The organism is Pseudomonas sp. LF-5 (assembly GCF_037626295.1).
In the GTDB taxonomy this organism is placed as follows: domain Bacteria; phylum Pseudomonadota; class Gammaproteobacteria; order Pseudomonadales; family Pseudomonadaceae; genus Aquipseudomonas; species Aquipseudomonas monsensis.
This window is the reverse complement of sequence record NZ_JARKMT010000003.1, coordinates 318,424-337,718: the sequence shown is the minus strand read 5'-3', so window position 1 is coordinate 337,718 and position 19,295 is coordinate 318,424. Positions and strand designations below refer to the sequence as shown.

Here is a 19,295-nt window from a genome sequence, read left to right as displayed (position 1 = left end):
TGCCATGACGCTTTATGTGAATCTCGCCGAGCTGCTCGGCACGCGCATCGAACAAGGTTTCTACCGTCCGGGTGACCGATTGCCGTCGGTGCGCGCCTTGAGCGTAGAACATGGCGTCAGTCTCAGCACGGTGCAGCAGGCTTATCGCATGCTCGAAGACAGTGGTCTGGCGTCGCCGAAGCCCAAGTCCGGCTACTTTGTACCGGTCGGACGCGAGCTGCCGGAGCTGCCGGCGGTCGGCCGTCCGGCGCAGCGGCCGGTGGAGATTTCGCAGTGGGATCAGGTGCTGGAGCTGATTCGTGCGGTGCCCCGCAAGGACGTCGTGCAACTGGGCCGCGGCATGCCCGATGTGACCACGCCCACCATGAAACCGCTGTTGCGCGGACTGGCGCGAATCAGCCGCCGCCAGGACATGCCCGGTCTGTATTACGACAACATCCACGGCACCCTCGAACTGCGCGAACAGATCGCCCGGCTGATGCTCGATTCCGGTTGCCAGTTGAGCGCCAGCGACCTGGTCATCACCACCGGTTGCCACGAAGCGCTATCCACCAGCATCCACGCGATCTGCGAGCCCGGCGACATCGTCGCGGTGGATTCGCCGAGCTTTCACGGCGCCATGCAGACGCTCAAGGGCCTGGGCATGAAAGCCCTGGAAATCCCCACCGATCCGCTGACCGGCATCAGCCTCGAAGCACTGGAACTGGCGCTGGAGCAATGGCCGATCAAGGTCATCCAGATCACGCCCAACTGCAATAACCCACTGGGCTACATCATGCCGGAGTCGCGCAAACGCGCGCTGCTCAACCTCGCGCAGCGCTTCGACGTGGCGATCATCGAGGACGATGTGTACGGCGAACTGGCCTATACCTACCCGCGTCCACGCACGATCAAGTCCTTCGACGAGGACGGCCGCGTGTTGCTGTGCAGTTCGTTTTCCAAGACCTTGGCGCCGGGATTGCGCATCGGCTGGGTCGCGCCGGGCCGCTATCTGGAACGGGTGCTGCACATGAAATACATCAGCACCGGCTCCACTGCGCCGCAGCCGCAGATCGCGATTGCCGAATTCCTCAAATCCGGGTACTTCGAACCGCATTTACGGCGGATGCGCTCACAATACCAGCGTAATCGCGACGTCATGATCGACTGGGTGACCCGCTACTTTCCTGTCGGCACCCGCGCCAGCCGTCCACAGGGCAGCTTTATGTTGTGGGTCGAACTGCCGGAAGGTTTCGATACGCTAAAACTGAATCGGGCGCTGCACGACCAGGGCGTACAGATTGCCGTCGGCAGCATCTTTTCCGCCTCGGGCAAATACCGCAATTGCCTGCGGATGAACTACGCTGCCAAACCGACACCGCAGATCGAAGAGGCGGTGCGCAAGGTCGGTGCAGCGGCAATCAAATTACTGGCCGAAGCCGACTGACTTTTTTCGAGTGATCAGCGTCCATATGCCGACCTTTGCTGCCGACCGGAATGAACCTACGTGAGCTTCAGACAGCCCCTACTCGCTTTGCTGATGCTCGCCTCGCTCCTGAGCGGCTGCGCCAGCCTCGATGTGCCGCGTGAACCGAGCCAGGCCTTGCCGGCGTCGAACTCCAGTTTCGGCCGCTCGATTCAGGCCCAGGCCGCGCCCTATCAGGGCCGCTCCGGCTTTCGCCTGCTGTCCAACAGCACTGAGGCCTTCACCGCCCGCGCCGAGCTGATTCGCCAGGCACAAACCAGCCTCGACTTGCAGTACTACATCGTCCATGACGGCGTCAGCACGCGGATGCTCGTGGAAGAACTGCTCAAGGCCGCCGACCGTGGCGTGCGCGTGCGCATCCTGCTCGACGACACCACCAGCGACGGCCTCGACACGCTCATCGCCACCCTCGCTGCGCATCCACAGATCCAGATCCGCCTGTTCAACCCGCTGCACCTGGGCCGCAGCACCGGCGTCACCCGCGCCGCCGGGCGCCTGTTCAACCTGTCGCTGCAACACCGGCGCATGCACAACAAGCTGTGGCTGGCGGACAACAGCGTGGCCATCGTCGGCGGGCGCAACCTGGGCGACGAGTATTTCGACGCCGAGCCGAACCTGAATTTCACCGACATCGACATGCTCAGCGTCGGACCTGTGGCCGAGCAACTCGGACACAGCTTCGACCAATACTGGAACAGCGCACTGAGCAAGCCGATCGACGAATTCCTCTCCAGCAAACCGACCGCCAAGGACTTGCAGAACACCCGCACGCGCCTGGAAGAGTCACTGGATGAAACCCGCAAACAGAATCACGCGCTGTACCAACAGCTGATGAGGTTCAAGACCGCACCGCGCCTGGACATCTGGCGCAAGGAGTTGATCTGGGCCTGGAACCAGGCGCTGTGGGATGCCCCAAGCAAGGTGCTGGCCAAGAACGAGCCGGACCCGCAACTGCTGCTGACCACGCAACTGGCGCCGGAGCTGAGAGGCGTCAACAAAGAGCTGATCATGATTTCGGCGTACTTCGTGCCCGGCCAGCCGGGCCTGGTGTACCTCACCGGACGCGCCGACGCCGGGGTCGCGGTGAGCCTGCTGACCAATGCGCTGGAAGCCACCGACGTGCCAGCGGTGCACGGCGGTTACGCGCCGTACCGCAAGGCGCTGCTGGAACACGGGGTGAAACTGTATGAATTGCGTCGCCAGCCTGGAGATAACTACGGCAGCGGCCCGCACCTGTTCTACAGCAAGTCGTTTCGGGGGTCGGATTCCAGCCTGCACAGCAAAGCGATGATTTTCGACCGGCGCAAAGCGTTTATCGGCTCGTTCAACTTCGATCCGCGTTCGGTGCTATGGAACACTGAAGTCGGCGTGCTGGTGGACAGCCCGGAACTGGCCGAGCACGTGCGCGAACTGGCCTTGCAAGGCATGGCGCCAGCGCTGAGTTATCAGGCGAAACTGCAGGATGGCAAGCTCGTCTGGGTGACCGAGGACAACGGCCAGCTGCACACGCTGACCGAGGAACCGGGGAGCTGGTGGCGACGCTTCAATGCATGGTTCAGCACCACGATTGGTCTTGAACGGATGCTGTAAACAAACACAGGTCAATGCTGTGACGGGCTTTTGTGGCGACGGGATTTAGCGAACCGTCGCACCACACTTTCATTACTCGGATCGGAATCAGGTCAGGCAGGTTCGGACACGGTGCCAAACGCACCTTGGCGCATCAGCAAAATCACCAGCCCGAGCGCCCCCGCTGCCATCAACAACGGCAACGCATGCCCGCTGATCCACTGACTGCCCGCCCCCGCCATCAACGGCCCGATCAGACAACCGACACCCCACAGCTGCGCAATGTGTGCATTGGCCCGCACCAGCGCATCGTCGCGATAACGCTCGCCGATCAGGATCAGTGACAAAGTGAACAACCCACCGGCGCTGGCACCGAACAGCACCCACAATGGCCAGATCAACAGCGTGTCGATCAGCATGGGGATCGCCAGGCTCGACAGCATCAGGACCACTGCGCAGCCGGTGAACAATGTGCGCCGCGACAGATAGTCTGCCAGCGCGCCAATCGGCAGTTGCAACAGCGCGTCGCCGACCACCACCGTGCTGACCATTGCCAGCGCGATCTCGGCGCTGAAGCCTTGTTGCAGGCAATACACCGGCAGCAGCGTCAGGATCATCGCCTCGAACGCGGCAAACAACGAAACTGCCCAGGCAATCGCCGGCAACTCGCGGGCAAAACCCCACAGGTCGCCGAAGGTCACACTGCTCGCTTCGCTGCTCGGCGCACCGCTGCGGCCCATCAACAGAAAAGGCGAAACCGTCAGCAGCCCGACACCGACCCAGAACCCATAATCGTGTTCAGTGCCGAGCGCGCCCAGCAGCAACGGACCAGACAGTTGGCTCAGCGCATAGCTGCTGCCATACAGAGCGACGAGGCGACCACGCCAGTTTTCGACGACCAGTTGATTGATCCAGCTCTCGCCGAGGATGAACACGATGGTCAGGATCACCCCGATCATCAGGCGCAGCACCAGCCACACTGGATAACTCGGCAGCAACGCCAGCAAGCCGATTGACAGTGCTCCAGCCCACAGGCACAGACGCATCAGGTTCGCCGTGCCGAAACATGCCGCCAGATGACTGGAAATCTTCGCCCCCAGCAACACGCCGATCGCCGGCATTGCCGCCATCACACCGATGGCGAAGGAGCCATAGCCCCAGCCCTCCAGGCGCAACGACACCAGCGGCATGCTGACCCCCAGGGCCAGGCCGACACTCAAGACAGACGCCAACACGGCGAAATACGTCGCCCAACGCATGGTCCACGCTCCTGTGGATTATTTTTATGTGCACCACAAAACCAAATGTGGGAGCAAACCCTGTGGCGAGGGGATTCATCCCCGACAGGTCGCGCAGCGACCTCAAAACCTGCACCCTCGCATGCACTGGTTTTGCGACTGCTTCGCAGCCGATCGGGGATGAATCCCCTCACCACAAAAGCTTGCTCCCACAGGGGGATCTCTGTAGTTCGGAAGCCTGAACGAGCCAGGCTCCCGCTAAAGGCTTACAGCTTGATCCACGTCGCTTTCAGCTCGGTGTACTTGTCGAACGCATGCAGCGACTTGTCACGACCGTTACCCGATTGCTTGAAGCCGCCGAACGGCGCAGTCATGTCGCCGCCGTCGTACTGGTTGACCCACACGCTGCCGGCACGCAGGGCCTTGGCGGTCAGGTGGGCCTTGGAGATGTCCTGGGTCCACACCGCAGCGGCCAGGCCATACGGCGTGTCGTTGGCGATCTGAATCGCTTCTTCGGCGGTGTCGAACGCAATGACCGACAGCACCGGGCCGAAGATTTCTTCCTGGGCGATCTTCATCGCGTTGCTCACGCCGTCGAAAATCGTCGGCTCGACGTAGGTGCCACCGGTTTCCTGAAGAATGCGCTTGCCGCCGGCCACCAGTTTGGCGCCGTCGGTGTGGCCGGACTCGATGTACGACAGCACGGTGTTCATCTGCTGGGTGTCGACCAGCGCCCCGACGTTGGTCGCCGGGTCCAGTGGATTGCCCGGTTTCCAGGCTTTCAGCGCCTCGATCACCATCGGCAGGAATTTGTCCTTGATCGAACGCTCGACCAGCAGACGCGAACCGGCGGTGCAGACTTCGCCCTGGTTGAAGGCGATGGCGCTGGCGGCGGATTCGGCAGCGGCTTGCAGGTCCGGTGCGTCGGCAAACACGATGTTCGGGCTCTTGCCACCGGCTTCCAGCCACACGCGCTTCATGTTCGACTCGCCGGAGTAGATCATCAGTTGCTTGGCGATCTTGGTCGAACCGGTGAACACCAGGGTGTCGACGTCATTGTGCAGCGCCAGCGCCTTGCCGACGGTGTGGCCGTAACCCGGCAGCACGTTGAGCACGCCTTTCGGAATGCCGGCTTCTACCGCGAGCGCAGCGATGCGGATGGCGGTCAGCGGGGATTTTTCCGACGGTTTGAGGATCACCGAGTTACCGGTGGACAGCGCCGGCCCCAGCTTCCAGCAGGCCATCATCAGCGGAAAGTTCCACGGCACGATGGCGCCGACCACGCCCACCGGCTCGCGGGTCACCAGACCCAGTTGGTCATGCGGCGTGGCGGCGACTTCGTCGTAGATCTTGTCGATCGCCTCACCGCTCCAGCTCAGCGCTTGCGCAGCACCCGGCACGTCGATGTACAGCGAATCACTGATCGGCTTGCCCATGTCGAGGGTTTCGAGCAGGGCCAGCTCTTCGGCGTGCTGTTTGAGCAGGCCGGCGAAACGAATCATGGTAGCTTTGCGTTTGGTCGGCGCCAGGCGCGACCAGACACCGGAATTGAAGGTGGCGCGGGCATTTTCCACGGCGCGCTGAGCGTCAGCGGCGTCACAGCTGGCGATCTTGCCCAGCAGACGGCCATCGACCGGACTGATGCACTCGAAAGTCTCGCCGGAGACGGCGTCGGTGTATTCACCATTGAGGTAGGCGCGGCCTTCGATTTTCAGGTCGCGGGCGCGTTGTTCCCAGTCGGCACGAGTCAGGGTGGTCATTCGAGTGTCCTCCTCTTGTTGAATAGAGCGCCGCGGTCTTCGCGGTCGTCTTCAGGAATGCTGCCCGGCCAGCCTGCTTTTCGGCCCAAGGCACCCGCCACCCTAAACCAGCGGCCGGGGTTGTTTCAATATATTTGACATAAGCCGGCTATACGGCCTTGCGGTGTTCAATTTAATAAACATAGACTTTGGCCCTTTCCAACCACCGCGCCGTCATCACGGGAGAAAACAACAATGAACATCCAGAACGTCGTCGACATCAGCCTGACCAGCAGCGAAGCCGAACGCTATCGCCCGGACCCGGCCAAAGTGCTCAAGGGCGATCCCGAGCAAGCGGTGTTCAATCAATACGACAGCCCTTGCGGGCAAATGAATGTCGGTGTGTGGGAAGGTGCGGTCGGTCAGTGGACAGTGAATTACACCGAGCATGAATACTGCGAAATCCTGCAGGGGGTGTCGGTGCTGCGAGACAGCGATGGCAATGCCAAGACCTTGCGCGTGGGCGATCGCTTCGTGATTCCGGCAGGGTTTCGTGGAACCTGGGAAGTGCTTGAGGCTTGCCGCAAGATCTATGTGATCTTTGAACAGAAGGCTTGAGATTGTCGCCGACTGATCCGGCCCTATCGCTGGCAAGCCAGCTCCCACAGGTTTTGCGGTGAACACAAATTTTGTGAACACCAGCGATCACTGTGGGAGCTGGCTTGCCAGCGATGAGGCCAGGCCAGAAACCACAGAAACCCGAGGCAACAAAAAAGGCCCGTATCGTGAGATACGGGCCTTTTTTGTAAGTCGGGAAAAATCAATTACTTGATTTTGCCTTCCTTGTAGATCACGTGCTTGCGAACAACCGGATCATATTTCTTGATCTCGATTTTGTCCGGGGTAGTACGCTTGTTCTTGTCGGTAGTGTAGAAGTGACCAGTACCGGCGCTCGAGATCAAACGAATCAATTCACGCATGATTAGCTCCCTTAAATCTTGCCATCGCGGCGAAGTTCGGCGAGCACGACAGTGATGCCACGCTTGTCGATGATACGCATGCCTTTGGCAGATACGCGCAGACGCACAAAACGTTTCTCTTCTTCAACCCAGAAGCGGTGATGCTGCAGGTTCGGCAGGAAACGACGACGGGTTTTGTTGTTTGCGTGGGAAATGTTATTCCCGGTTACCGGACCCTTACCGGTAACTTGACATACTCTAGACATGCCTCAGCCCTCTAAAACCACATGCCCAACCCGGCATGGGTTGGCCGCTTAATCTCTCAGTCATTTGGCGCCAGGCGCCGCGTTTCTTTAGAGGTCTTACCGGCTACACCTACAGTGAAGGAACCGGGCCCCTAGAAAAGAGCGCTGCTTTATACCAGAAAGACCGGGGAGCAACAACAATCGGTGTGCAATCAATCAGCAAAAAGGCGCAAATTCGGGCTGCGAGCGCTTTACACAAAGGCCGCCGTCGCCTTTTACCGCTCGTCGCAGAAAACCGGCCGCGAAGGGTATCACGCCTTTGCAGGCGCCAGCAGACAGTCGAAATTGCATAAGCCCTGCCCCAAAAATGCAAAAAGGGGATAGTCATTTGCAATCGCGACCTCTAGGGTAGGCCTTTTCCAGACTGCACTTGCAGATGGGCCTTCGATCTGTAAAAGGAAACCGACCATGCGCCTCGCTGCCCTACCCCTGTTGCTCGCCCCGCTCCTGCTGAGCCCTCTGGCCCAGGCCGCTGCCCTGAGCGTCTGTACCGAGGCCAGCCCGGAAGGGTTCGACGTGGTGCAATACAACTCGCTGACCACCACCAACGCCTCGGCCGATGTGCTGATGAACCGCCTGGTGGACTTCGATACCGCCAGCGGCAAAGTGGTCCCGAGCCTGGCCGACAGCTGGGAAGTCAGCACCGACGGGCTGTCGTATGTCTTCAAACTGCATCCACAGGTGAAGTTTCATACGACCGAATACTTCAAACCGACCCGCGAGCTGACCGCCGAAGACGTCAAATTCAGCTTCGACCGCATGCTCGATCCGGCCAATCCATGGCACAAGGTCGCGCAAAGCGGCTTCCCGCATGCGCAGTCGATGCAGTTGCCGGCGCTGATCAAGAAAATCGACGCACTGGATCCGCTGACCGTGCGCTTCACCCTCGACCACCCGGATTCGACCTTCCTCGCCACCCTGAGCATGGGTTTCGCCTCGATCTATTCCGCCGAATACGCCGACAAGCTGCTCAAGGCCAACGCCACGGACAAGCTCAACAGCCAGCCAATCGGCACCGGTCCGTTCGTGTTCACCCGGTTTCAGAAAGATGCGTCGATCCGCTACAAGGCCAACCCGGATTACTTCGGCGGCAAGCCTGCAGTGGATCCGCTGATCTTCGCGATCACGCCGGATGCCAATGTGCGCCTGCAAAAGCTGCGGCGTAACGAGTGTCAGATCGCCCTGTCACCAAAGCCACTGGACGTACAGGCCGCGCTGAAAGAGCCGACCTTGAAAGTGGAAAAGACTGACGCGTTCATGACCGCTTTCGTCGGCATCAACAGCCAGCACCCGCCGCTGGACAAGCCGGAAGTGCGCCAGGCAATCAACCTTGCGTTCGATAAGGCCAACTACATCAAAGCCGTGTTCGAAGACACCGCCGAACCCGCCAACGGCCCGTACCCGCCGAATACCTGGAGCTACGCGAAGAACCTGCCGGGCTATCCACACGATGTGGCAAAAGCCAAGGCACTGCTGGCCAAGGCCGGTTTGAAGGACGGATTCCAGACCACGATCTGGACGCGTCCGTCGGGCAGTCTGCTCAATCCGAACCCGAGCCTCGGCGCCCAGCTGTTGCAATCGGACCTGGCCGAGATCGGCATTCAAGCGGAAATCCGCGTGATCGAGTGGGGCGAACTGATTCGCCGCGCCAAGGCTGGCGAGCATGACCTGTTGTTCATGGGCTGGGCCGGCGATAACGGCGATCCGGACAACTTCCTCACGCCGCAGTTTTCCTGCGCGGCGGTCAAATCGGGCACCAACTTCGCGCGCTACTGCAACGCCGATCTGGACAAGCTGATCAGCGCCGGCAAGACCACCAGCGAGCAAGGCGTGCGCACCAAGCTGTATGAGCAGGCGCAGACGCAGATTCAGCAACAGGCGCTGTGGTTGCCACTGGCGCATCCGACCGCTTTCGCGCTGACGCGCAAGGATGTGCAAGGTTATTCGGTCAGCCCGTTTGGCCGGCAGGACTACTCCAAGGTCAACCTCAAATAACCTGCCCGACACGAAACCCTGTGGATGCAATCAAACCTGTGGGAGCGAGCTTGCTCGCGAAAGCGGTCGGTCAGTAAACGGATGCTGACTGACACGACGCCTTCGCGAGCAAGCTCGCTCCCACAGGGATTTGCATCGTTCCCGAGAGTTACATCCAGCCGCACTCCGCCATGGACAGTGGCTCGCCTTCGCCCACGATGAAGTGATCCAGCACTCGCACATCAATCAATTCCAGAGCCTTCTGCAAACGCTTGGTCAGCTGGCGATCCGCCTGACTGGGATCGCTGTTCCCCGACGGGTGGTTGTGACAGAGGATCACCGCCGCCGCGTTATTGGCCAACGCGCGCTTCACAACCTCCCGAGGGTGCACACTGGTGTTGTCGATCGAGCCGCGAAACAGCGCCTCGAAGGTCAGCACTTGATGCTTGGAGTCGAGAAACAGGCATCCAAACACCTCGTGCGGCTCGTGACGCAGCATGGATTTGAGGTAATCGCGGACCACCTGAGGACTCTCCAGCGCCGGTTTCTTGCGCATTCGCTCAGCCAGGTGTCGGCGCCCCATCTCCAGCACCGCTTGCAGCTGGGCGAACTTTGCCGGCCCCAGGCCCAATTGCTCGCTGAACGTCGCAAGATCGGCTTCGAGCAAAACCCGCAGGCTGCCGAATTGGCTCAAAAGGTGTCGAGCCAGATCCACCGCGCTTTTACCGGACACCCCGGTACGTAGAAAAATCGCCAGCAATTCAGCATCGGAAAGGCTTCCCGATCCCTGTTCAAGCAGCTTCTCCCGCGGCCGTTCCGCCGCAGGCCAATCGCGAATACTCATACACATTCCTTGTCTGTGGGCGCCGCTGTTCCGTAGCGGTCGCTGTGATATCGTAGCCCATCTTTTTTGCGGGCGAATTCACCCTGGGGAGGGGGTTTCGCCACGTATGTCACCCACGAAATGAAAGGCAGACCTATGCAGCGGCTGTATCGGAAACGCATCGTTCTGGGCGTCGGCGGCGGCATTGCTGCCTACAAGAGCGCCGATCTGGTTCGCCGCCTGATCGACCAGGGCGCCGAAGTGCGCGTGGTCATGACCCATGGCGGCGCTGAGTTCATCACCCCGCTGACCATGCAGGCCTTGTCCGGCCACCCGGTTCACCTCGATTTGCTCGACCCGGCCGCAGAAGCCGCGATGGGCCACATCGAGCTGGCCAAGTGGGCCGATCTGGTGCTGATCGCCCCGGCCACCGCCGACCTGATCGCCCGCCTGGCCCAAGGCATCGCCAACGATTTGCTGACCACATTGGTGCTGGCCACCGACGCCGTTGTGGCAGTCGCGCCAGCAATGAATCAGGCGATGTGGCGCGACCCGGCGACCCAGGCCAACCTGCAACTCCTCGAAAGCCGCGGCCTGAAGACCTTCGGCCCGGCCTCGGGCAGCCAGGCCTGCGGCGACGTCGGCATGGGCCGGATGATGGAAGCCACCGATCTGGCGCAGTGCGCGGCAGACTGCTTCCAGCGCCAGGCACTGACCGGCAAGCACGTAGTGATCACTGCCGGCCCGACCCAGGAAAACATCGACCCGGTGCGCTACATCACCAACCACAGCTCCGGAAAAATGGGTTTTGCCCTCGCCGAAGCGGCAGTGGAAGCCGGCGCCCGCGTGACCCTGATCAGCGGCCCGGTGCACCTGCCAACGCCGGATCGCGTGACGCGTATCGACGTGGTCAGTGCCCGCGACATGCTCGCCGCGTGTGAGTCGGCCATCCCTTGCGACGTGTTCATCGCCTCGGCAGCGGTCGCGGACTACCGTCCGGAAGTCGTTGCCCCGCAAAAACTCAAGAAAGACCCTACAAGCGGCGACGGCTTCGTCCTGCAAATGGTGCGCAACCCCGACATCCTCGCCACCATTGCGACCCGTCCCGATCGTCCGTTCAGTGTCGGCTTCGCCGCCGAGACCGAACACCTGCTCGACTACGCTGCACGCAAGCTCAAGGACAAGAATCTCGATTTGATCGTCGCCAACGACGTGGCCAATCCGAGCATCGGTTTCAATAGCGAAGAAAACGCCTGCAGCGTAATTGACCGTGCGCTGCACGCCACGGTTTTCGCCCAGACCAGCAAGAGCAAGATCGCTCGCCAACTGGTCACTTTTATCGCCGAACGTCTGAACCAGGTTTAATTTACATGCACGCTTTGCAAGCCAAGATCCTCGATCCACGCATCGGTACTGAATTCCCGCTGCCGCAATACGCCACCCCGGGCTCCGCCGGCCTCGACCTGCGCGCCATGCTGCAAGAGGACATCGTGATCAAGCCGGGTGAAACCGTGCTGATCCCTACCGGTCTGTCGGTTTACATCGGCGACCCGAACCTCGCCGCGCTGATCCTGCCGCGCTCGGGCATGGGCCATAAGCACGGCATCGTGCTGGGCAACCTCGTCGGCCTGATCGACTCGGATTACCAGGGCCCGCTGATGGTGTCCTGCTGGAACCGTGGCCAGAGCGATTTCACCATGACCGTTGGCGAACGTCTGGCGCAACTGGTGCTGGTGCCGGTGGTCCAGGCGCACTTCGAAATGGTGGAAGAGTTCGTCGAAACCGAGCGCGGCGCGGGCGGTTTCGGCCATACCGGCACCAAGTAACGCCACAAAATTTGCGCAACTTTTGCAGCAGGTTTTAGCACCGAAAACCAGGGTTTTGTCGGCCACAAGCCACGCCAGCTGAGGCGTCATGGCTCTTTCACACCACGAACTCTCTGTGGAAAACGCCGTCATACCCTTCAGTTTGAGCCTGCCGCCGAGTGAATCGTCGGTCTGTCCCGCCACTTTCGAGATGGAGCATTTGTGCAGATGAGCACCCCAGCCAAGATTGCCCCGAAGCTGCCCGACAGCATTTTCCGCGCCTATGACATTCGCGGCACCGTGCCGGAATTCCTCAATGCCGAAACCGCTTACTGGATCGGCCGCGCCATCGGCTCGCAGAGCCTGGCCCAGGGCGAACCGAACGTGTCGGTCGGCCGCGATGGCCGCCTGTCCGGCCCGGAACTGGTGGCCGAGCTGATCCGCGGTATCGCCGAGAGCGGCTGCCACGTCAGCGATGTCGGCCTGGTGCCGACGCCAGCGCTGTATTACGCGGCCAACGTGCTGGCCGGCAAGTCCGGAGTGATGCTCACCGGCAGCCACAACCCGTCGAACTACAACGGCTTCAAGATCGTGATCGCCGGCGACACCCTCGCCAACGAGCAGATCCAGGTGCTGCACGAGCGCATCAGGAGCAATGACCTGACCAGCGGTCAGGGCAGCGTCACGCGGGTCGAAATCCTCGACCGCTACACCACCGAAATCGTCCAGGACATCAAACTGGCCCGACGCATGAAAGTCGTGGTCGACTGCGGCAACGGCGCAGCCGGGGTGATCGCCCCGCAACTGATCGAAGCGCTGAACTGCGAAGTCATCCCGCTATTCTGCGAAGTCGACGGCAACTTCCCCAACCACCACCCGGACCCGGGCAAGCCTGAAAACCTCGTCGACCTGATCGCCAAGGTCAAGGAAACCAACGCCGATATCGGCCTCGCCTTCGATGGCGACGGTGACCGTGTCGGTGTGGTGACCAACACCGGCAGCATCGTCTATCCGGACCGCCTGCTCATGCTGTTCGCCCGCGACGTGGTGGCGCGCAACCCGGACGCGGAAATCATCTTCGACGTCAAATGCACCCGCCGCCTGGTGCCGCTGATCAAGGAGTACGGTGGTCGTCCGCTAATGTGGAAGACCGGTCATTCGTTGATCAAAAAGAAAATGAAACAATCCGGTGCTCTATTGGCCGGTGAGATGAGCGGGCACATCTTCTTCAAGGAGCGCTGGTTCGGTTTCGACGACGGTATCTATAGCGCCGCGCGGCTGCTGGAGATCCTCAGCAAGGAAAAATCCACCGCGGAGGAGCTGTTTGCGACCTTCCCGAATGATATTTCTACGCCGGAAATCAATATCCATGTGACCGAAGAGAGCAAATTCAGCATCATTGATGCACTGCACGACGCACAATGGGGCGCAGGCGCTGACCTGACCACCATCGACGGCGTGCGAGTCGATTACGCCAAAGGCTGGGGCCTGGTGCGCGCTTCCAACACCACACCGGTGCTGGTGCTGCGCTTCGAGGCCGATGACGAGGCTGAATTGCAGCGCATCAAGGATGTGTTCCACGCCCAACTGAAACGCGTTGCACCTGATCTCCAACTACCGTTCTGATTCACCCGGAGCCCTGAATGACCCTCGAACGCGAAGCCGCCGCCCACACCGCCCAGGTCCTGTCCGAAGCGTTGCCTTACATCCGACGTTATGTCGGCAAGACCCTGGTGATCAAATACGGCGGCAACGCGATGGAAAGCGAGGAGCTGAAAACCGGCTTCGCCCGCGACATCGTCTTGATGAAGGCCGTGGGCATCAACCCGGTCGTGGTTCACGGCGGCGGCCCGCAGATCGGTGATCTGCTCAAGCGCCTGTCGATCGAAAGCCACTTCGTCGACGGCATGCGCGTCACCGACGCCGCGACCATGGACGTGGTGGAAATGGTCCTCGGTGGTCAGGTCAACAAGAGCATCGTCAACCTGATCAACCGTCACGGCGGCAGCGCCATCGGCCTGACCGGCAAAGACGCCGGGCTCATTCGTGCGAAGAAACTGACGGTCACCCGTCAGACCCCGGAGATGACCCAGCCGGAAATCATCGACATCGGCCAGGTCGGCGAAGTCGTCGGTATCAACACCGAACTGCTGAACCTGCTGGTCAAAGGCAATTTCATCCCGGTGATCGCGCCAATCGGCGTGGGTGAGAACGGCGAGTCGTACAACATCAACGCCGACCTGGTGGCCGGTAAAGTTGCCGAGGCGCTGAAAGCCGAGAAGCTGATGCTGCTGACCAACATCGCCGGCCTGATGGACAAGTCGGGCACCGTCCTGACCGGCCTGAGCACCCAGCAGGTCGACGACCTGATCGCCGACGGCACGATCTACGGCGGCATGCTGCCGAAGATCCGTTGCGCGCTGGAAGCGGTTCAGGGCGGTGTCGGCAGCTCGCTGATCATCGACGGTCGCGTACCGAACGCGATCCTGCTGGAAATCTTCACCGACACCGGTGTGGGCACGCTGATCAGCAATCGCAAGCGTCCGTAAGCCGGCGTACAAACAAAAAGACCCCGCTCAGCCTGGCTGAGCGGGGTCTTTTTTATCATCGCAAACTTTGTGGGAGCGAGCTTGCTCGCGAAGACGGCGGCACATTTAACATTGATGCAAGCTGAATCACCGCATTCGCGAGCAAGCTCGCTCCCACAGGTTTTGCACCAGTCGGTCAGACGCCGAACTGGGCGCGATAGGCCTCCACGGCTGGCAGATGCTGCTTGAGCTGCGGATCGTCAGCGAGGAACTCCAGCACCTGATTCAGCGAAACAATGCTGATCACCGGGATACCGAAATCGCGCTCGACTTCCTGAATGGCGGACAACTCACCATTGCCACGCTCCTGACGATTGAGGGCGATCAGCACGCCGGCGGCCTTGGCGCCGTCTTGGGAGGCGATGATCTGCATCACTTCGCGGATCGCGGTGCCGGCAGTGATTACGTCGTCGATGATCAGCACATCGCCGGTCAGCGGCGCGCCGACCAGGCTGCCACCTTCGCCGTGGGCCTTGGCTTCCTTGCGGTTGAAGCACCAAGGCAGATCACGGTTGTGGTGCTCGGCCAGCGCGACAGCGGTGGTGGCCGCCAGCGGAATGCCTTTATAGGCCGGGCCGAACAGTACATCGAAAGAAATGCCGCTTTCGGCAATGGCTGCCGCGTAGAAACGCCCCAGCTGCGCCAGGGCCGAACCCGAGTTGAACAGGCCGGCGTTGAAGAAGTAAGGACTGGTGCGCCCGGACTTCAGGGTGAACTCACCGAAGCGCAAAACGCCGCGATCGATGGCAAAACGAATGAAATCGCGCTGATACGCTTGCATGAAAAAAACCCCAAATACCACGGATTTAGCTAATTAGCTTGACGCCGTGTATCATACACGCACGCGATTTTTGGGGCCATTTATGCGGATCATCAGTGTGAACGTCAATGGTATTCAGGCTGCAGTCGAGCGTGGTTTGCTCAGTTGGCTGCAAGCACAGAATGCCGACGTCATCTGCCTGCAGGACACCCGTGCCTCCGCCTTTGAACTGGATGACCCAGCCTTCCAACTGGATGGCTACTTCCTTTATGCCTGCGATGCTGAAGTCCCTGCCCAAGGTGGCGTGGCTTTGTATTCGCGGTTGCAACCGAAGGCTGTCATCAGCGGTCTCGGTTTCGAGACGGCCGACCGCTACGGGCGCTACCTGCAAGCAGATTTCGACAAAGTCAGTATTGCCACCTTGCTGCTTCCTTCGGGGATGAACGGCGATGAGGACTTGAACCAGAAGTTCAAGCTCATGGACGACTTCGGCAAGTACCTGGACAAACAGCGGCGCAAACGTCGCGAGTACATTTATTGTGGCTCGCTGTATGTTGCGCAGCAGAAGCTCGACATCAAGAACTGGCGCGACAGCCAGCAATCCCCGGGCTTCCTGGCGCCGGAACGGGCCTGGATGGACGAGATTGTCGGCAACATGGGTTATGTCGATGCCCTGCGCGAAGTCAGCCGCGAAGGCGACCAGTACAGCTGGTGGCCGGACAACGAACAGGCCGAGATGCTCAATCTGGGCTGGCGTTTCGACTACCAGATCCTGACTCCGGGCCTGCGCCGCTTTGTACGCAGCGCACGCCTGCCGCGTCAGCCACGGTTCTCGCAGCACGCGCCGCTGATCGTCGACTACGACTGGACGCTGACCATCTAAGCGTCGATTCGCGGATGCAAAAAAGCCGACATCGCTGTCGGCTTTTTTGTGCGCGCTGGTTTTTGCTTTCTGTAGGAGTGAGCCTGCTCGCGATGGCGTGGTATCAGCCAGCACTCATGCTGAATGATCCACCGCCTTCGCGAGCAAGCCCGCTCCCACAGGAAAAACCGCAATTGGTTATTACTTGATCAATCGCCAAGTGAACGGGTAGCGATACGGGAACCCGTCATTGGCCTTCACCCCGGCAATGATCGTCAGCACCAGTGCGCCAATGGCCAACAGGCCCAGCAGGAAGAAGCCGATGATCAACACCATCAGCAGCAGACAGATCGCTGCAGCAATCGCCACGGTGATCTGAAAGTTCAGCGCTTCCTTGCCCTGGGCGTCGATGAACGGATCGGTTTCGCGCTTCATCTGCCACAGGATCAACGGCCCGATCAGGTTACCGAACGGAATCCAGATGCCCAGCAAGGCGGACAAGTGACAAAACATCGCCCATTGACGAACCTCCTGGCTCGGTTTGGGCAGCAACTCTTGCTCATCACTCATCGCGTCCTCCTTGCGGGTTACGAACCTGCTCAGTCGGCCAATGCCGCCTGTTGCAGTTCGAAGATTTCGTTCATGCCTTTCTTGGCCAGTTCCAGCATGGCGTTCAGGTCTTCAGGCTGGAACGGTGCACCTTCGGCAGTGCCCTGCACCTCGATGAAGCCACCGGTGCTGGTCATCACGACGTTGAGGTCGGTCTCGGCAGCGGAATCTTCAAGATAGTCCAGGTCCAGCACTGGCTCGCCCTGATACATGCCGACCGACACTGCGCCGATCATTTGCTTGAGCGGGTCGCCGCCCTTCAGGCCGCCACGCTTCTTGATCACTTTCAGTGCATCGACCAGCGCAACCATGGCACCCGTGATGGAAGCGGTGCGGGTGCCGCCGTCAGCCTGAATCACGTCGCAATCGACGTACAGGGTGACGTCGCCCAGCTTGGACATGTCCAGTGCAGCGCGCAGGGAACGACCGATCAGACGCTGGATTTCCAGAGTACGACCGCCCTGCTTGCCACGGCTCGCTTCGCGCTGGTTACGCTCGCCGGTCGCACGCGGCAGCATGCCGTATTCGGCAGTCAGCCAGCCCTGGCCCTGGCCCTTGAGGAAACGCGGCACGCCGTTTTCGACGCTGACGGTGCAGATGACCTTGGTATCACCGAATTCGACCAGTACGGATCCCTCGGCGTGTTTGGTGTAGTTGCGGGTAATGCGGATCGAGCGGAGCTGATCGGCAGCGCGACCACTTGGACGTTTCATAGGGAATACCTGTACTGGGGACGGAAAACTGCCGAGCATTATAGAGCGCTGCACCGCACCTGAGCACTCGTTAAAAATTCCGGGTGACGACCGAAGGCGCTAGAACACGCATAACCGACGGCCTGCAGCCCTTTGTCACACCGTGTGTTTGGGCGCATTCGCCGCACTGCGCTACAATCCTGCGCCTTTGCTGCCAGTCGGCTTTAATTCATTCATATCGAGCCTGCGGAACTGACGTTTCGCGCCGATCTGCATTGCGAGGTCACCGCCATGGTGCACAGCATGACCGCCTTCGCCCGCGTCGAGAAAGCCGGCGTCCAGGGCACCCTGAGCTGGGAGCTGCGCTCGGTCAACAGCCGCTATCTGGAACCACACCTGCGCCTGCCGGAGTCGTTTCGCGACCTCGAAGGCGCCGTGCGTGAAGCGCTGCGTCAGGGCCTGTCGCGGGGCAAACTGGAATGCACCCTGCGCTTCACCGAAGAAAGCACCGGCAAGCCGTTGCAAGTCGACCGCGAGCGCGCTGCGCAACTGGTCGCCGCCGCCGAGACAGTTGCCGGCCTGATCAAGAACCCTGCCGCACTGAATCCACTGGAAGTGTTGGCCTGGCCGGGCGTTCTGGTAGCTGACGCCACCGATCCGCAGGCGCTGAATGCCGAGGCGCTGGGCCTGTTCAATCAAGGCCTGAAAGAACTGAAAGCCGGCCGCGAGCGCGAAGGCGCGGAGCTGGCACGCCTGATCAACGAGCGCCTGACGTCCATTGAAGAAGACGTCGTGACCCTGCGTGAACTGGTACCGCAGATGCTCGCCACCCAGCGCCAGAAAGTCCTCGACCGCTTCGCCGACATGAAGGCCGAACTGGATCCACAGCGTCTGGAACAGGAAATGGTCATCCTCGCGCAAAAGAGCGACGTAGCCGAAGAACTGGATCGCCTGAGCACCCACATCATCGAAGTGCGCCGGGTGCTCAAATCCGGCGGCGCGGCCGGACGCCGCCTGGACTTCCTGATGCAGGAACTCAACCGCGAAGCCAACACACTGGGCTCCAAGGCCTTCGACCCGCGCAGCACCCAAGCCGCCGTCAACCTCAAGGTGTTGATCGAGCAGATGCGCGAACAAGTGCAGAATATTGAGTAAGGCTACCCCGACATGACCCACAACACCGGCACCCTGTACATCATTTCCGCGCCATCGGGCGCGGGCAAGAGCAGCCTGGTCAAGGCTTTGACCGACGCCAACCCGGAGATTCGCGTGTCGATCTCCCACACCACCCGCGCCATGCGCCCGGGCGAAGTGGACGGCGTGAACTATCACTTCGTGACCCGCGAAGAGTTCGTGAAGATGGGCGAACACGGCGACTTCCTTGAGCGCGCCGAAGTCTTCGGCAACTTCTACGGCACCTCGCAAAGCCGCCTGCAGCAGACACTGGACGAAGGTCACGACCTGATCCTGGAAATCGACTGGCAAGGCGCCGAGCAAGTGCGCAAGCTGATGCCGCAGGCACGCTCGATCTTCATTCTGCCGCCATCGCTGCAGGCCCTGCACCAGCGCCTGACCAATCGTGGCCAGGACAGCGACGAGATCATCGACGGCCGGATGCGTGAAGCCGTCAGCGAGATGAGCCATTACGTCGAGTACGACTACCTGATCATCAACGACGATTTCGCCCACGCGCTGGACGACCTGAAAGCGATTTTCCGCGCCAATCAGCTGCAACAGAAGCGCCAACAGGTGCGTTTCGGCAAGTTACTGGCCGAACTGCTGGGCTGAAACAGCACTTCCCAAAACTGCTGCGAGGGCTTTACATTGGTGCTTGCAGCGCGTTGAAGGGTCTGGTCAAAAAATCAGCGCTTCCCTAATCGCTGGTGATTTTTTAAACTGCTCAGTCC

Annotated in this window: 18 protein-coding genes and 1 pseudogene; 11 read left to right on the top strand and 8 right to left on the bottom strand. The window is 60.6% G+C overall.

Translation table 11 applies throughout. The features are described 5' to 3' along the window. Window positions 1–4 precede the first annotated feature (4 nt). Window positions 5–1,426: an aminotransferase-like domain-containing protein gene (locus PseuLF5_RS13545; RefSeq protein ID WP_123469836.1), complete on the top strand. Its 1,422-nt coding sequence runs from the start codon at window positions 5–7 to the stop codon at window positions 1,424–1,426. 60 nt (window positions 1,427–1,486) lie between these two features. Then, window positions 1,487–3,055 (top strand): phospholipase D family protein, encoded by a 1,569-nt coding sequence (locus PseuLF5_RS13540; RefSeq protein WP_340133748.1) that lies wholly within the window; start codon window positions 1,487–1,489, stop codon window positions 3,053–3,055. Between the two features lie 92 nt (window positions 3,056–3,147). Here PseuLF5_RS13540 and PseuLF5_RS13535 read toward each other — a convergent pair whose 3' ends face one another. Both PseuLF5_RS13535 and PseuLF5_RS13530 read right to left on the bottom strand, forming a co-directional pair. Next, entirely contained in the window at window positions 3,148–4,293 is a 1,146-nt protein-coding gene (locus PseuLF5_RS13535) for an MFS transporter (protein ID WP_340133747.1), read from the bottom strand. Window positions 4,294–4,538: 245 nt separating this feature from the next. Next, complete coding sequence (locus tag PseuLF5_RS13530) at window positions 4,539–6,032, bottom strand: aldehyde dehydrogenase (protein WP_008086799.1); 1,494 nt, start codon at window positions 6,030–6,032, stop codon at window positions 4,539–4,541. A 234-nt stretch (window positions 6,033–6,266) separates the two neighbouring features. Between PseuLF5_RS13530 and PseuLF5_RS13525 the strand changes: the two genes are divergently transcribed. Then, window positions 6,267–6,629: a cupin domain-containing protein gene (locus PseuLF5_RS13525; protein WP_123469842.1), complete on the top strand. Its 363-nt coding sequence runs from the start codon at window positions 6,267–6,269 to the stop codon at window positions 6,627–6,629. A 206-nt stretch (window positions 6,630–6,835) separates the two neighbouring features. On the opposite strand, the gene rpmG is transcribed toward PseuLF5_RS13525, so the two are convergent. Together rpmG and rpmB are read right to left on the bottom strand one after the other, a co-directional pair. Further along, window positions 6,836–6,991, bottom strand: a complete 156-nt coding sequence (gene rpmG, locus PseuLF5_RS13520; RefSeq protein ID WP_003177274.1) for a 50S ribosomal protein L33 — start codon at window positions 6,989–6,991, stop codon at window positions 6,836–6,838. Between the two features lie 11 nt (window positions 6,992–7,002). Next, the gene (rpmB, locus tag PseuLF5_RS13515) at window positions 7,003–7,236 is read right to left on the bottom strand and encodes a 50S ribosomal protein L28 (RefSeq protein ID WP_007920377.1); all 234 of its coding nucleotides are present in this window, start codon (window positions 7,234–7,236) and stop codon (window positions 7,003–7,005) included. 447 nt (window positions 7,237–7,683) lie between these two features. On the opposite strand from rpmB, the gene PseuLF5_RS13510 reads away from it, so the two are divergent. Then, the gene (locus PseuLF5_RS13510; protein ID WP_267795839.1) at window positions 7,684–9,270 is read left to right on the top strand and encodes an ABC transporter substrate-binding protein; all 1,587 of its coding nucleotides are present in this window, start codon (window positions 7,684–7,686) and stop codon (window positions 9,268–9,270) included. A gap of 148 nt (window positions 9,271–9,418) precedes the next feature. Here the strand turns inward: PseuLF5_RS13510 and radC are convergent, their stop codons facing one another. Beyond that, a complete protein-coding gene (radC, locus tag PseuLF5_RS13505; protein WP_123469846.1) occupies window positions 9,419–10,093 on the bottom strand; it encodes a RadC family protein in 675 nt (224 codons plus the stop codon). Between the two features lie 135 nt (window positions 10,094–10,228). On the opposite strand from radC, the gene coaBC reads away from it, so the two are divergent. The 4 genes and pseudogenes from coaBC to argB all read left to right on the top strand — a co-directional run bounded on the left by coaBC (window position 10,229) and on the right by argB (window position 14,426). Further along, complete coding sequence (coaBC, locus tag PseuLF5_RS13500; RefSeq protein WP_007920365.1) at window positions 10,229–11,437, top strand: bifunctional phosphopantothenoylcysteine decarboxylase/phosphopantothenate--cysteine ligase CoaBC; 1,209 nt, start codon at window positions 10,229–10,231, stop codon at window positions 11,435–11,437. 5 nt (window positions 11,438–11,442) lie between these two features. Further along, window positions 11,443–11,898, top strand: coding sequence for a dUTP diphosphatase (gene dut / locus PseuLF5_RS13495; RefSeq protein ID WP_123469848.1), 456 nt, complete (start codon window positions 11,443–11,445; stop codon window positions 11,896–11,898). A gap of 228 nt (window positions 11,899–12,126) precedes the next feature. Continuing rightward, window positions 12,127–13,503: pseudogene (locus PseuLF5_RS13490) on the top strand (phosphomannomutase/phosphoglucomutase); the annotation flags it as partial. A 17-nt stretch (window positions 13,504–13,520) separates the two neighbouring features. Further along, window positions 13,521–14,426: an acetylglutamate kinase gene (gene argB, locus PseuLF5_RS13485; RefSeq protein WP_003229488.1), complete on the top strand. Its 906-nt coding sequence runs from the start codon at window positions 13,521–13,523 to the stop codon at window positions 14,424–14,426. Window positions 14,427–14,601: 175 nt separating this feature from the next. Here argB and pyrE read toward each other — a convergent pair whose 3' ends face one another. Next, a complete protein-coding gene (pyrE, locus tag PseuLF5_RS13480; RefSeq protein WP_095057652.1) occupies window positions 14,602–15,246 on the bottom strand; it encodes an orotate phosphoribosyltransferase in 645 nt (214 codons plus the stop codon). Between the two features lie 82 nt (window positions 15,247–15,328). Here pyrE and PseuLF5_RS13475 point away from each other — a divergent pair, with 82 nt between their 5' ends. Then, a complete protein-coding gene (locus PseuLF5_RS13475) occupies window positions 15,329–16,108 on the top strand; it encodes an exodeoxyribonuclease III (RefSeq protein WP_007920349.1) in 780 nt (259 codons plus the stop codon). A 180-nt stretch (window positions 16,109–16,288) separates the two neighbouring features. Here the strand turns inward: PseuLF5_RS13475 and PseuLF5_RS13470 are convergent, their stop codons facing one another. Next, entirely contained in the window at window positions 16,289–16,657 is a 369-nt protein-coding gene (locus PseuLF5_RS13470; RefSeq protein WP_025112709.1) for a DUF4870 domain-containing protein, read from the bottom strand. A 29-nt stretch (window positions 16,658–16,686) separates the two neighbouring features. After that, complete coding sequence (gene rph / locus PseuLF5_RS13465; protein WP_123469854.1) at window positions 16,687–17,409, bottom strand: ribonuclease PH; 723 nt, start codon at window positions 17,407–17,409, stop codon at window positions 16,687–16,689. A 270-nt stretch (window positions 17,410–17,679) separates the two neighbouring features. On the opposite strand from rph, the gene PseuLF5_RS13460 reads away from it, so the two are divergent. Together PseuLF5_RS13460 and gmk are read left to right on the top strand one after the other, a co-directional pair. Continuing rightward, window positions 17,680–18,543 (top strand): YicC/YloC family endoribonuclease, encoded by an 864-nt coding sequence (locus PseuLF5_RS13460; RefSeq protein ID WP_123469856.1) that lies wholly within the window; start codon window positions 17,680–17,682, stop codon window positions 18,541–18,543. A gap of 12 nt (window positions 18,544–18,555) precedes the next feature. Next, window positions 18,556–19,176, top strand: a complete 621-nt coding sequence (gene gmk, locus PseuLF5_RS13455; RefSeq protein WP_123469858.1) for a guanylate kinase — start codon at window positions 18,556–18,558, stop codon at window positions 19,174–19,176. The last annotated feature ends 119 nt before the right edge of the window (window positions 19,177–19,295 follow it).